This window comes from Microbacterium sp. MPKO10, assembly GCF_026107415.2.
Lineage (GTDB): Bacteria > Actinomycetota > Actinomycetes > Actinomycetales > Microbacteriaceae > Paramicrobacterium.
Window position 1 is genome coordinate 170,386 of sequence record NZ_JAPCHX010000001.1, and the last position, 13,124, is coordinate 183,509.

14 protein-coding genes and 1 tRNA gene are annotated in these 13,124 nt (G+C 63.9%); 8 read left to right on the plus strand and 7 right to left on the minus strand.

Annotated features, from left to right (window positions below; translation table 11 throughout):
• Positions 1 to 315: 315 nt before the first annotated feature.
• Complete coding sequence (locus OK352_RS00785; protein WP_265139486.1) at positions 316 to 2,052, plus strand: hypothetical protein; 1,737 nt, start codon at positions 316 to 318, stop codon at positions 2,050 to 2,052.
• A 177-nt stretch (positions 2,053 to 2,229) separates the two neighbouring features.
• Here OK352_RS00785 and OK352_RS00790 read toward each other — a convergent pair.
• Positions 2,230 to 2,302 (minus strand) — tRNA-Arg (locus tag OK352_RS00790).
• Between the two features lie 161 nt (positions 2,303 to 2,463).
• Between OK352_RS00790 and mgrA the strand changes: the two genes are divergently transcribed.
• Together mgrA and OK352_RS00800 are read left to right on the plus strand one after the other, a co-directional pair.
• Complete coding sequence (gene mgrA, locus OK352_RS00795) at positions 2,464 to 3,522, plus strand: L-glyceraldehyde 3-phosphate reductase (RefSeq protein ID WP_265139487.1); 1,059 nt, start codon at positions 2,464 to 2,466, stop codon at positions 3,520 to 3,522.
• Between the two features lie 152 nt (positions 3,523 to 3,674).
• A complete protein-coding gene (locus OK352_RS00800; RefSeq protein WP_265139488.1) occupies positions 3,675 to 4,706 on the plus strand; it encodes a hypothetical protein in 1,032 nt (343 codons plus the stop codon).
• Here the strand turns inward: OK352_RS00800 and OK352_RS00805 are convergent, their stop codons facing one another.
• Positions 4,707 to 5,177, minus strand: coding sequence for a hypothetical protein (locus OK352_RS00805; RefSeq protein ID WP_265139489.1), 471 nt, complete (start codon positions 5,175 to 5,177; stop codon positions 4,707 to 4,709).
• Between the two features lie 302 nt (positions 5,178 to 5,479).
• Here OK352_RS00805 and OK352_RS00810 point away from each other — a divergent pair, with 302 nt between their 5' ends.
• Complete coding sequence (locus OK352_RS00810; protein ID WP_265140239.1) at positions 5,480 to 6,571, plus strand: VIT1/CCC1 transporter family protein; 1,092 nt, start codon at positions 5,480 to 5,482, stop codon at positions 6,569 to 6,571.
• A 28-nt stretch (positions 6,572 to 6,599) separates the two neighbouring features.
• Here OK352_RS00810 and OK352_RS00815 read toward each other — a convergent pair whose 3' ends face one another.
• Positions 6,600 to 7,388, minus strand: a complete 789-nt coding sequence (locus OK352_RS00815) for a LysR family transcriptional regulator substrate-binding protein (protein WP_265139490.1) — start codon at positions 7,386 to 7,388, stop codon at positions 6,600 to 6,602.
• 61 nt (positions 7,389 to 7,449) lie between these two features.
• Between OK352_RS00815 and OK352_RS00820 the strand changes: the two genes are divergently transcribed.
• Positions 7,450 to 7,851, plus strand: coding sequence for a DUF5997 family protein (locus OK352_RS00820; protein ID WP_265139491.1), 402 nt, complete (start codon positions 7,450 to 7,452; stop codon positions 7,849 to 7,851).
• A gap of 179 nt (positions 7,852 to 8,030) precedes the next feature.
• Here the strand turns inward: OK352_RS00820 and ehuA are convergent, their stop codons facing one another.
• Genes ehuA through ehuB form a run of 4 tightly spaced genes read right to left on the minus strand, consistent with a single transcriptional unit; the run spans position 8,031 to position 11,100 of the window.
• On the minus strand, positions 8,031 to 8,822 hold the full coding sequence (ehuA, locus tag OK352_RS00825) for an ectoine/hydroxyectoine ABC transporter ATP-binding protein EhuA (protein ID WP_265139492.1): 792 nt from the start codon (positions 8,820 to 8,822) through the stop codon (positions 8,031 to 8,033).
• On the minus strand, positions 8,806 to 9,462 hold the full coding sequence (gene ehuD, locus OK352_RS00830) for an ectoine/hydroxyectoine ABC transporter permease subunit EhuD (RefSeq protein ID WP_265139493.1): 657 nt from the start codon (positions 9,460 to 9,462) through the stop codon (positions 8,806 to 8,808). Before ehuD ends, ehuA begins: the two co-directional genes overlap by 17 nt.
• Positions 9,459 to 10,187, minus strand: a complete 729-nt coding sequence (ehuC, locus tag OK352_RS00835; protein ID WP_306387757.1) for an ectoine/hydroxyectoine ABC transporter permease subunit EhuC — start codon at positions 10,185 to 10,187, stop codon at positions 9,459 to 9,461. The genes ehuD and ehuC overlap by 4 nt, the downstream gene beginning before the upstream one ends.
• A 1-nt stretch (position 10,188) precedes the next feature.
• The gene (gene ehuB / locus OK352_RS00840; protein ID WP_265139494.1) at positions 10,189 to 11,100 is read right to left on the minus strand and encodes an ectoine/hydroxyectoine ABC transporter substrate-binding protein EhuB; all 912 of its coding nucleotides are present in this window, start codon (positions 11,098 to 11,100) and stop codon (positions 10,189 to 10,191) included.
• Between the two features lie 276 nt (positions 11,101 to 11,376).
• On the opposite strand from ehuB, the gene OK352_RS00845 reads away from it, so the two are divergent.
• The 3 genes from OK352_RS00845 (at position 11,377) to crcB (ending at position 13,116) form a co-directional block, all read left to right on the plus strand.
• Complete coding sequence (locus OK352_RS00845; RefSeq protein ID WP_265139495.1) at positions 11,377 to 12,135, plus strand: GntR family transcriptional regulator; 759 nt, start codon at positions 11,377 to 11,379, stop codon at positions 12,133 to 12,135.
• Between the two features lie 169 nt (positions 12,136 to 12,304).
• A complete protein-coding gene (locus tag OK352_RS00850; RefSeq protein ID WP_265139496.1) occupies positions 12,305 to 12,742 on the plus strand; it encodes a fluoride efflux transporter FluC in 438 nt (145 codons plus the stop codon).
• Entirely contained in the window at positions 12,739 to 13,116 is a 378-nt protein-coding gene (crcB, locus tag OK352_RS00855; RefSeq protein ID WP_265139497.1) for a fluoride efflux transporter CrcB, read from the plus strand. The genes OK352_RS00850 and crcB overlap by 4 nt, the downstream gene beginning before the upstream one ends.
• The last annotated feature ends 8 nt before the right edge of the window (positions 13,117 to 13,124 follow it).

Here is a 13,124-nt window from a genome sequence, read left to right on the forward strand (position 1 = left end):
GGCGGCGATGAGAACGGGGATGAAGGCGTGGCGGCGAATAACGGACTCCTCACGACGCGTGCGATTCGGGATGCCGCCCGGCTCAGTGCCGCGGCAGCATCCGGTTCACCATAACCATGCCCCGTGGCTGAGTCAGTAATGATTCCGGAGAGGTGTCTCACGTGCACCCGATGCTCAGGATCGGCACCATCGTGGCCGCGATTGTGTCGGCAAAACGCTCACCGAGGATGCTCGAAACGAGCACCCCGATGACCGCTTCGCGCCGCACGCGGGGTTTCTCCGCGACAATCACCGAAGATCCCAATGGAGGCGATTGTGACACTCAGCACTGGACTCAGCACTGGTCAGCACACCGATGAGAAGCGGTGGATCCGCAGATCCGCTGCCGCTCTCAGCATCCTGTCGATCACGCTTGTGACGGCATGCGCGCAGGGCCCGGCAGCGGTCGACGAGGCGGCATCCGCGACGGACGAGGGGCCGCAATTCGAGTTTCTGGATGCTGGCGAGGGCGTCGTGATTCGCACGGGGGATGACTGGAGCCTCCCCTCCGGCGTCACTCCCGCGCCAAACTCGGGGTTCTTCTCTGAGGAGGCGTCGCCGTCTGACAACGTGTTCACGCGCTCCATCGATGTGTCGTGGCGTCAGATTCAGCCGGAGCCGGGCGCTCTCGATCGAGAGTCGAGCGGAGAGGCGCAGGACATGAGCTTCGCGTCGCTTGATGATCAACTCGCTGAATCGGAACCGTTCTGGATGCGCATCTTCGCCAGCGGCGAGACGTGGGCGCCCGAGTGGGTCGTCGACGACTGCGGGGTCTCGACGTATGGCCCAGACTACGACGGGCAACGGCATCTGCCGATCTGGGACGAATGCGTCTGGGGCCATCTGATGGACACCTACGAGACACTCTTCGTCGATGAGGGGCTCGCTGACGATGAGCGCCTTGCGTTCGTCTACGTGCCCGGCGCATTCACGTGGGCCGAGTTCGACTACGAGATGATCACCGCCGCTGTCGACGACGGGGATCTCGATCTGGAGACGTACCTGTCGTGGTACGACCATGCCTGGACGGACCTTGTCGACCTGTTCGGCGACAACGCGAATAAGCTCGTGTTCACGGGCGAGGACTACCCGTGGGGTCCGTTCGGCGCTGACGATGACCTGCTGGCGAAGCAGGCAGTCGACGCCGGTCTGGGCATCCGCACGGGCATCACCGAGCTGTCGAATTTTCACCTGAGCGAAGCTCCCGCCTACGGGTCGCACATTCTGCCGAACGGTCACATGGAGTTGGACGACACGCTTCCGGTGCACGACGGCACCCGCATCGTCGCGACCGAGAACGAGTGCTACAACGACTGCGGATACGAAACCGACGATCCCTACTACGCGGTGCGGCAGTCGAACCTCAAGGCGCTGCAGCTGCACACCAACTGGATCTACGTTGTGCCCGAGCCCTCGTATTTCGCCGAGTACCCGAAGCTCTGGGATTGGGTGCGGCTCTCGATGGGGCAGACGGCAGACACTTCCGCCGATGCCTGGGCGGCTCTGCGCGACGCTGAGGATATGTATTGGGCTGAAGACGGAGCTGGCCCCGTCGACGGGCAATGGGAGTCGCGCCCCTGGGTGCGCAACCTCGAACGCTGGCTCGTTCAGGTCGATGAGCCCGGATCGGTCGCCCATCGATCGGATGCTGACGTGCACACCGACGTGTTCGAGCCAGACAACGGCACGGCGCACGAGGGACTCTCAACGGATGCTGCGGCAGGCGACACCGGGTTCGTCTTCGACCTTGACACACGGTATGCCTCGGCAACCGAGGGCTCGTCTGACCTCGTGGTGAAGGTGACGTATCTCGACTCGGGATCTGGTGGCTTCACCGTGGACGTCAGCGATTGGTCGTCACCCGTCGTGGAGCGCACGGGCGACGGGCAGTGGAAGACCGCAACCATCGCGCTTCCGACAGACTCCTTCGACGGCAACACGTCGTTTCGGGTGTCGCTGACCGATGGCGCCGACGACCTGACCGCGCGATTCGTGCGCGTTGTGCACGCGTAAGCGCTACCCGCGCACGCCCGGAAGCTCAGCTTCAGTTCTGCTTGGCCCCGAGACTGGGAACGCTCGCCCGATCTCTGCTCGGTCGCGTGATAGCGCCGTCGCGGTACGATGTCGCGATGGTCGAAAAAAGAAGACGGCCCGCTTTCGCGAGCCGTCTCCCACTGTCTCAACACAGAGTGCGCCACGAGGGATTCGAACCCCCAACCTTCTGATCCGTAGTCAGATGCTCTATCCGTTGAGCTAGTGGCGCATGGCCCGAAACTGCGGTGTGGGCCGTAGTAGAGGATACATCACCGTGACGGTCACGCGCCAATCGACTTCATGCTGATCAGCGCGATGCTCGAGTATGCCGCAGAATCGCTACGCTCGAGAGTGTCACGTGACAGCATCCCCGACCCAAAGGAGAATTCGGTGAACGAAGAGCGCTTCGACCAGCCCGTCCCCGAGACGCATCAGCCTTACGTTGCCGCGGCCGATCGGTACACGACATTCGGGTACCGGCGCGTCGGCGAGAGCGGGCTGCTGCTGCCTCCCATTTCGCTCGGGCTCTGGTACAACTTCGGTGACAACAAGCCCTTCGACGGGCAGCGCAAGCTGCTGCGGCACGCATTCGACAGGGGCATCAACCACTTCGACCTGGCCAACAACTACGGCCCACCGGCCGGCAGCGCCGAAGAAAACTTCGGCCGCATGATGCGCAGCGACTTCAAGCCGTACCGCAACGAGCTCATCATCTCGTCGAAGGCCGGCTGGGACATGTGGCCCGGCCCGCACGGGATGCTCGGCACGCGGAAGTATCTGCTGTCGAGCCTCGACGAATCGCTGCAGCGCATGTCGGTGAACTACGTCGACATCTTCTACTCGCACCGCTACGACCCAAACACGCCCGTCGCTGAAACGATCGGGGCTCTCGACACCGCAGTTCGCCAGGGCAAGGCGCTGTACGCCGGCATCTCGTCGTACTCGCCCGAGCGCACGCGGGAGGCCGTTGAGGTGGCGCGATCGCTGGGCACTCCCCTTGTGATCCACCAGCCGTCATACTCGATGCTCAACCGGTGGATCGAAGAGGGCCTCACCGACACGCTCGCCGAGTCCGGCATGGGGTCCATCGGCTTCACCCCGCTGGCGCAAGGGCTGCTCACCGACAAGTTCCTCGGCGGCAAGCACGAAGAGCACGCCACGACGCGAAAGTCGTTCAGCGAGGACATGCTGAGCGACGACAACCTGCGTCGACTCGAGGGGCTCAACAGCATTGCTCAGGAGCGCGGGCAGACACTCGCGCAGATGGCACTCGCCTGGGCACTGCGCACCGTGACCTCAGCACTCATCGGAGCCTCGCGCGTGGAGCAGCTTGATGAGAACATCGCGGCACTCGACAATCTCGAGTTCAGCGATGACGAGCTGCGGCGGATCGACGAGTTCGCGGGAGACGCGGGCGTGAACATCTGGGCGAAGTCCAGCGAGCTCTAACGCGATGCCACAACGGCGGATGCTGTCGCGGTCGTCCTGCGGCAGCATCCGCCGTTGGTGTGTGACGCTAGTCTCGATTCCATGATCGACATCAAGATTCGGACATCCGTGGTTGTCTTCACGTGCGCGCTGCCCAGGGAAATGATCATCTCGTGAGCGCCTCGCCTCCGCACGCTCTCGGCTCGATTCGAGATTTTCGCCCCATGGCGCGCGAAACTGCACCGAAGAGTCTGAGTCGACGCATCTGGGTGGCCGTCGCCGTATTTGCTCTCGTCGGACTGTTGTTCGTTGTCATCGGCATGCTCATGCTTGCGACCGCGTCGACGCCGTCACCAACGATGAGCGCCGGTGAACAATTCACAGCGGGGTCATTAGTTGCCTTCGCCGGGGCCGCAGGCGTCGGCGGGGCAGCAGCGCTCGCCTGGGTGCACAGACGCCGCGCCCGCCGCCTCCGTCAAGCGGCACAGATGGGCATAGAGCATGGATGGCACGTGCGCATCGAGGGCGACCCTCGCGAGCACCCAGCGTCGGCGTTCGGTTCCGGCTCCATCAAGGGTTCGTGGCTTGAGACTCCCATGCATCTGCACGAGCCCCGGTACATCGAGGTCGGAAATTATGTCTTCGACGCAGGACAGTCCGGTCTCGGTCGATCATCAGTCGGCTGGATTGCCATCGAACTCGATCGCCGGCTTCCGCACATGTACCTGTTTTCACAATCGACGCCCCACCAGGTACGTCCCTACAACGTACCGATTTTCTCAGCCGATCAGAGGCTTGATCTTGAGGGGGACTTCAACACGCACTTCCGGCTGTTTTGCCCGCGAGAGTACGCCACTGACGCCCTCTACGTGATCACCCCAGACGTGATGGCGCTGATGATCGATGAGGCGCAGGGTTTCGACATCGAGATCGTCGACGACATGCTGTTCGTTGTCGCCCGGCGGCCATTCGACATGTCTGACAGTCGGATCCTCGAGTTTGCTCAGCGGCTCGCCGCCACGCTCGGAGCGCGAACCGCGAGGCAGGGGGCCCGATACGTTGATCATCGCTCTGGCGATCCCGTCTTCATCGCACACGAAGGAGCGCGGCTGGCGCGTAGGCCTGTGCTCGCGATACTCACTCCACTTCTCGTCACAGCAGCAGTTGTCGCTCTCGCCGGATGGTTCGGCGGAATATTCGGCTGATCAGATCGACACGCGTCGCCGTGAGGTTTCGCGCTCGGCCGCGTGCTCAACACGCGCATCTGCATGGCGGACGCCGATGCGCGCGCCCCAGGCCGCGAGAAGCGCGCAGATGGCGATGAGCGCGAGCATCGAGACAGGCACAACGCTCGGTGCTCCCTCGATGAGCCACAGCCCGATGGCAAGAGCGACGACGCCAATGGGTGCTCCATACGATGCTGCTTTCTGCCGTGCCCGAGACCCGGCGTCGAGCTCTCGGTCACGGATCACGAGCGCGACGAGCACACCGAAGACGACGACAACGCCCACGAGGGCACCAGCGAGCGCCGACACGAGGAGTGCGACCGGCAGCAGCTGGGCGACGATCGAATTGCCCGCGACCAGCGCCGGAAGTGCGGCGCCGATGTACAAAACGGCACCAAGGAATGCTCCGGCCACAACGCCGACGAACGATTCCCTGCCGTACCGCAGCATGTCTTAATGTTAACCTCGCGTTCGGTTTTCGGTAGCCCACGTTCGGGCGACACGCCGGAGATTCCGCGGCAACAGCATCCTCGCCCTGGTCTTCGGCACCGGTTGCGACTAAACTTGCACGTTTGAAGGGGAGTAGTTCCCACGGCCCGGACGCCGGGCAAAGCGGAATGTCGACACACTGGTGCCGCAGCTGGCACCCGGCACTCCACCCGTACGCGGGCGAACGAGACCTTCGGCCGAAACCGGTCGGAGTTCTGTTGCTTTCTCCGGCCGCCGACCAGGAGAAGACCGTGACCGACGCCATGTCAGCCGCACCTCGCAACCCCACGCCAGCAGAGATCCGCCGCTGGCGACAGTACCTCGCCGATGAACGCGCCGAGGCCGCCGTCTACGAAGAGCTCGCCAGCAAACGCAGCGGCGAAGAGCGGGCGATCCTCCTCGGGCTCGTCGAAGCCGAACGGCGCCACGAGGCCCATTGGGTGACGCTTCTCGGTGAGAACGTCGGGCTGCCCACGCGCACGAAGATGCGCACACGGATGCTGGCATTCCTGGCGCGCCGCTTCGGATCGATCTTCGTGCTCGCGCTCATGCAGCAGGCGGAGGCGCGCTCCCCCTACGGCACAGACGACGACGCGACAGACGCCATGGCCGCCGACGAGCAGATTCACGAGGAAGTCGTGCGCGGGCTCGCCGCTCGCGGCCGCACCCGCTTGTCTGGAACGTTCCGCGCTGCCGTCTTCGGCGCGAACGACGGGCTTGTCTCGAACCTCGCACTCGTGATCGGCATGGCCGCGACGGGCGTCTCGAACTCAATTGTGCTGGCCGCGGGCATCGCCGGACTTCTCGCCGGGGCGCTCTCGATGGGCGCAGGCGAGTTCGTGTCTGTGCGCTCGCAGCGCGAGCTGCTCAGCTCGACCCTGCCCAATCCCGAGACGACGAAGGTTCTGCCGAACCTGGATGCCGAGGCGAACGAGCTCGCACTCGTCTACCGGGCGCGCGGAATGACCGAAGAGGATGCCGAGTCCCACGCCCGCGAGCGGCTCTATGGGCTCGAGTGCATCCACGGGGAGGACGACACAGCACGTCGCACCCCGGGCGACGACGGCCACTCGGCGATCGGGTCGGCGTGGAGCGCTGCAGCCTCAAGCTTCTGCTTCTTCTCCTCGGGAGCGATCATCCCGGTGATCCCTCTCTTCTTCGGGGCAACGGGCCTCGTGGCGATCATCATCTCGGCGATACTCGTCGGCATCGCCCTGCTGATGACGGGAGCGATCGTCGGTGTGCTGTCCGGCGCATCGCCGTGGAAGCGTGCGTTGCGGCAGCTGGGCATCGGCTACGGAGCCGCGCTCGTTACCTACCTGCTCGGGCTGCTCTTCGGCACCAGCGTCGGCTAACACCGCGTATCTCGACCCGGATGCTGCGTCAGCGGCGACCTCTTCGGCGCCCACCGGCGGCGCGGCGGCTGGCACGCACCGCGTTCTTGCGCTCGCGTGCGCGCTCGGCCGACTGCCGTGCAGCATCCTTCTTCTGGGCCGCCCGCTGCTTGGCCGCCCGCTGCTCAGCCTCGGCCGAACCGGGCGCCCGCGTGCTGCGCGGCGAGCGCCCCCGCACCACACCGATGAACTGCTCGATCAGCTCGCTCTCCGCCGCCTCCGGCCAGCACAGGCCAATGCGCGTCTCGGCGACCCCTGTGACGGGTCGGCGGATGAGGTCTTTGCGCTCGTACTGCCGCGCAACAGACAGCGGAACAATCACGATCCCGGCACCGCTTGATGCAACCTCCATCGCCTGCCGTGGGGTCAGCCTTTCACCCTCAACGCGCGTGCCTTCGAGAACCTCGTGCGCCACGTCGCGCCATTCAGGCACGTCGTCAGGATGCTGAATCAGATGCTCTCCCGCGAGCTCCGTCACATCCACCGTCGTTGCGGCCTCGACAGTGTGCCCCTTCGCCGCGACGACGACGGGGCTCTCACTGTAGAGCGGGATCACGTGCAGCCCCTCGTCATCGAGCGGCAGCCGCCCGAGCAGCATGTCGGCACGTCCCTCTGACAGCACCGTGTCTTGGCCGGCAGCGTCCTCGAGGGGAACCGCGATCAGTTCTGCGCCCGAGACGCGCTCTCGCCAGAGGCGAAACCACTTGTCCGGCGTCACACCCGGCACGAATGCCACACGGAAGGTCTGCCGTGCAGCATCCAGATCTTTTTCGCTCATGCTGTGCTCCCGTCACGCTCGTGCAAGCGTAGTACGCCCACACCCCGTACGCTTGACCATTATGAGCGCACCGCAATCTCAGTCGATGAAAGCCGCGACAGCCGCCAAAAAGCTTGGTGTTCTGCTGTCGGCGACCCCGCCCGAGTTTCAGGAGGGACCGGTGACGCGAGAGGAGCTCAATGCGCTGCAGAGCGATCCGCCCGAGTGGCTCGCTGAGCTGCGGCGCACGGGGCCACACCCGCGGCAGGAGGTCGCGCGCAAGCTCGGCGTCTCGACCTCGGGTCTCGCGCGCGCCGGCATCACCGATCCACTGACGACGGCAGACATCAAGACGCTTCTCACTGAGATGCCTCAGTGGCTGGTCACCGAACGTGCACGGCAGGCCGAAGTGCACAAGGAGAACGCCCGCATCAAGGCCCAGGATGCGGCTAAGCGGGATGCTGCTAAGCGCACAGGTGCCTGACGCAGCCTGACCTCCGCGTTCTGCCCCCACACATTGACCGACGCCGCTTCCGCGTACTCCCGTCAGGCGTCGCTGGCGGCGCGATGTGTGCAGACGCGACGATGGGCGAGGTTCCGGTGAAGAACCTCGCCCATCGTGGGGTCGGCCCGCATCGCCGTGACGATGTCGGGGCTCGAGCGTCAGTTATTGCCGAGCACGGCAGACAGGAAGTCGCGCGTGCGCTGCTCCTTCGGCGACGTGAACATCGTCTCGGGGTCGGACTCCTCGACGATCTTTCCGCCATCGAACATCAAGACGCGGTTCGAGACGTCACGCGCGAACTGCATCTCGTGGGTCACGATCAGCATCGTGATGTCTGTCTCGTTTGCCACGTCGCGCAGAATGTTCAGCACTTCCCCCACAATCTCGGGGTCGAGGGCAGACGTCACCTCGTCGAGAAGCAGGATCTCTGGGTCCATGGCGAGTGCACGAGCAACGGCCACGCGCTGCTGCTGCCCGCCCGAGAGCTCCAGCGGATGCGCGTCTGCCTTGTCTGAGAGCCCCACCTTCTCGAGAAGGCCCTTCGCCTTCTCAATCGCGTCGGCTTTCGACATCTTCAGCACGTGCACGGGAGCCTCGATGAGGTTCTCCATGACCGTCATGTTCGGGAACAGGTTGAACTGCTGAAACACCATGCCGATGCGCTTGCGCACCTCATTCTTGTGCTTCTCTTTCAGCTCGACCCGCTTACCGCCGCGCTCCTCGTGTGTCAGGGGCTCCCCATCGACGTAAATGTAGCCGCCATTCGCCTCTTCGAGCGTCATGACCAGGCGCAGAATCGTCGTCTTTCCCGATCCACTGGGCCCGATGAGGGTGACGCGGTCACCCTTGGCGACACTGAAGTTCAGGTCGTGCAGAACGACGTTGTCGCCGAATCGCTTTTCGACGTTGTCGAACCGGATTGCGGGCTCTGTATCAGTTTGAGAAGGCAAGTCGCTTTTCCAATCGGCCGATGAGCAATGACGTGGGGTAGCTGGCGATCAGGAAGATGATGCCCGCCGTGGTGATCGCTTCGATGTAGGTGAAGTGGTTTCCACCGAAGACGAGAGCTGCCCGGACCATCTCGGTCACGGTGATGGCGATGAGGAACGGGGTGTCCTTGAACATCGAGATCACGTAGTTTCCGAGAGCCGGGATCGTCGACCGCAGGGCCTGCGGAATCACCACAGCCACCCAGGTTCGAGACCGCGACATCGACAGGGCTGTCGTCGCTTCCCACTGCCCGTCCGGCACCGCCTCGATTCCCGCGCGGTACACCTCGGCCATATACGTCGAGTAGTGGATGCCGAAGATGATGACACCGATTGTCACGGGATCCAGCTCAAGGAACAGGTAGTACGCAAAGAGCAGCTGAACGACGATGGGAGTCATTCGGATGAAGTTCACGATGAACGTCAGCACCGCAGCGATCGGCTTCGGAGCAGATCGCCGTGCGATCGCGATGATTAGTCCGAGCACAGCGGCGATGATGCTGCCGAGGATGGTGACGAGAAGTGTCACCTCGACGAACTTCAGAAGAAGGTCAGGGAGGGACTCCCAGACCATCGTCCAATCCCATTGAAGACCGGTCATGAGATCCCCGCCTTCCCGTCAGCGCTTCGCGGAGTGCGGAAGCTGAGGGCCTCACGCAACGACTCGCCGCGGCCGAGCTTGTGCTTTGCCTGCACCTCGAGTGCGTTCATGATGAGCGTCAGCACGTAGGCGATGAGGAAGTAGATGAGCAGACTGACTCCGTACGCGAAGAACGTGTCTGTCGAGTTGCGGAGCTTGTCTGTCGCATACGTGAGGTCAGTCAGCGTGATGAAGCTGACGATCGCCGTGCCCTTGAGGAGTTGAATCAACAGGTTCGTCAGCGACGGGATCATCAGCGCCCAGGCCTGGGGGAAGATGATCCGCCACATCCGCTGCGTCGAACTCATGCTGAGCGCCGTTGTCGCTTCCCATTGACCGGACGGCACATTGTTGATCGAGCCGCGGACAACTTCGGCACCATAGGCGCCATAGTTGAGGCCGAGCGCGAGGATACCCACGAACATTGCGGGCAGTTCGATTCCGAGCTGCGGCATCACAAAGAAGAACCAGAAAAGCTGGACAACGAGCGAGGTTCCGCGAAAGAACTCGATGATGACGCGCGCAATGCCTCGCAGAACCACATTCTTGAAGCGCGCAAGGAGCCCAAGTGCGACGGCGATGACAAGCGCCAGCAGGGCGCCGCCGATGGTGAGCTGAACGGTGATCCATACACCTTCGCCCACCATCGGCAGCGCCCCGATGAGCGCATCGAAGTTGTCGCCCAAGTTAGCTCAGGTCTCCTTCACAGAGCTGCTCTGTCGTGAGGTCCTCGGGCGGAAGGTTGTCTTCGGTGAAGCCATACTCTCCCACGAGTGACATGTACTTGTCGACGTCACCCGTGATCTTCGCGAGCTCCTCGTTGTACGCATCGAGCAGTTCCGTGTCGTCTTGGCGGAAGACCGTCGATCCGGCACCGATCTGCTCAACGCCGTCGATGACCTGCACGAACGGATCCGTTGTCTCGACGCCAGCATCCGGGTTGTTCTCGGCCATCCAGTTGAGCGAGATCGCGGTCATGGCGAAGACATCGGCACGGCCGTTGGACACGAGGTCCATGCCGTCCTGAGCGTTGTCCACCTCGACGGTGTTGCTGATGCCGAGCGACTCAGCGTAGCCGGCCTCGATGCCGCCTGCGAGGATGGCGAGCTTCACGTCGCCGTCTGTCGCCTTCACGGAGTCAAGGTCCGTCAGACCAGCCGGGTTGCCCTCGGGCACCATCAGCGTCGTCGTATACATGATCTCCGGGTCGCTGAACGCTGCCTTGGCGCAACGGTCAGGCAGAATCGACATTCCCGCGCTGATCACGTCGAAGCGGCCGGCGTTCAGACCGGGGATCAGCGAGTTCCAGTCGGACTCGACGACCTTGATGTCGTCGATGCCGAGGTTCTTGAAGATCTCCTTGTGCATGGCGATGGTGGCGCCCTGAGGCTCACCGTTGTCATCGACCCACGAGTAGGGACGCTCGTCAGCGACGGCGATGGTGATCGAGCCAGCATCAATGGCCTTCTGAAGAGTGCTGCCTCCCTCGTCAGATCCGCCACCGGATCCTGAGTCAGAGCTGCACCCGGCCATGAGGCCAAGTGCCAAGATCCCGACCGCGGCAATGCCGGTACGGGCGAGCATTCGACGCTTTGTCATCGTGTTCCTCTTTCGGTTGTGACGGGGCGAACCCTCACCCTTCGTTGTGAGCGGGGACCCGGCCCGAAATTGGGGATGGCTTTGGATACCTTATTCCCATTCTCGTCAATGCGCACATTCTGCGCGCCTTATTGTCTGCTTGTATACACAGTTGTTATGGTTGGGACGCTGATCGCGGATTATGCTCGATCACGCGTGGCAACACCGGATGCGACCGCTTCACATGCACGTGGAGCCCTCCGGGACCGCTGATCAGCATCGACAAAAGGAACTGTCATGGCACAGAGCACCAGACCGCCGGGGGCGCCGGCTTCGGTACTCCGCGTTCCCCGGACGTCAACAGTGGACCTCATCGCCATCGAGCTGCGCAACGCGATCTTCTCGGGAGCCCTCGCTGTCGGCAGCCAGATCGGCGAAGTCGAGATCTCGTCGCAGCTGGGCGTCAGCCGAAGCCCGCTGCGCGAAGCCACGCAGCGCCTGGTTCAAGAAGGCCTTCTCATCGCCACGCCTGGCCGCGGTCTTCGCGTCAGTAAGATCGGCCCCGAGCATGTCAAAGACCTCTATGTCGCCCGTCTGGCAGTGGAGTCCGAGGCGCTCCGCATCATCATTCGCCGCGACGATGCCGAGGCGATCACGCTGCTCGACACCCAGTTCGCCACGCTCGTCACGGTCAGCGAGGGCACAGACGCCCGGGCGATCGGCAATGAGGATATCGCATTCCATCAGACGCTCGTCGATGCCGCGGGCAGCCGCCGCCTGTCGCACTACATGAGCACGCTCATCATCGAGACACGCATTGCCAGTTTCAGCGCACCCGACGGCTACGCGGTGCGGCGCAGCGTCTCCCCCACCTACCGCGACCTCCTCGACGCCCTTCACGAGCGAAACGTCGATGCGGCGGTCGCGGCGCTGTCTGTGCAATTCGACGATGCCGTCTCGCGCCTGATCGGCGACGACGCCGAGGTCGAGACCGTCGAGACGCCGCCAGACGACGTGCCGCCGAGCTTCGAGCCGATCGACGCGCCACGCCCCTGACAGCATCCGCCTCTCACCGCCACAAGCGACACACGTCCGTTGTTTCTGGCAGACTGAACAACGTGCCCCGGCACAGCGGCGGTGGGGCTCGCCGCACCCGACCTCGGATTCCCCGACAACGGTCCCTACTCGCGGCGCTCGCATGCGCATTTTCGGGTAGGAGACTTACATGATCAGGCAGCATCTGCCACACACGAGGTGGCGGTTTATCGTGCTCGTGGCCGCGGGCGGCGCGGTTGGCAGCGCCGCGCGGGCAGCCGTGGGCCTCGCAATCGGCGGCTCAGCGTTCCCCACCGCGACCCTCACCGTCAACCTGCTCGGCGCATTCGGGCTCGGGATGCTGCTCGAGGCTCTCTCGCGCTTCGGCGATGACTCGGGCCGCCGACGCAAGCTTCGCCTCGGCATCGGCACGGGCTTCTTTGGCGGGTTCACCACCTACAGCACCTTTGCCCTCGATGTCGTTGACCTGTTCGGCAGCCACGAGATCGGTCTCGCTGTCGGATACTCCCTCATCACGGTCATCGCGGGCGCGGTCGCGACGGTGATCGGCATCATGTCGGGAGCGGGTCTGCATCGGCGGCGCACGCAGGGACGGGATGCCGAGTGACCCCCCTCGTATTCATTGCGTTGGCCCTGGCCGGCGGCCTCGGCGCGGCACTGCGGTTCTGGCTCGACGGCGTCATCACCCTACGCAGGCGAACACCGTTTCCCACCGCCACCGCGTTCATCAACGTCAGCGGATCCCTTGCCCTCGGCATCCTGGCCGGTGCGGCTGCCGGTGCCCTCGTACCGACGAACGTCGCGCTCATTGTCGGCACGGGCTTCCTCGGCGGGTACACCACGTTCAGCACGGCAAGCGTCGAAACAGTCCGTCTCATTCAGCAGGGCAAGTGGGCGGCCAGTCTGGCAAACAGTATCGGGATGCTCGTGCTCGCCGTCGCCGCCGCGGCGCTCGGCTGGTGGCTCGGCTCGCTCCTCTGACTCGGCCT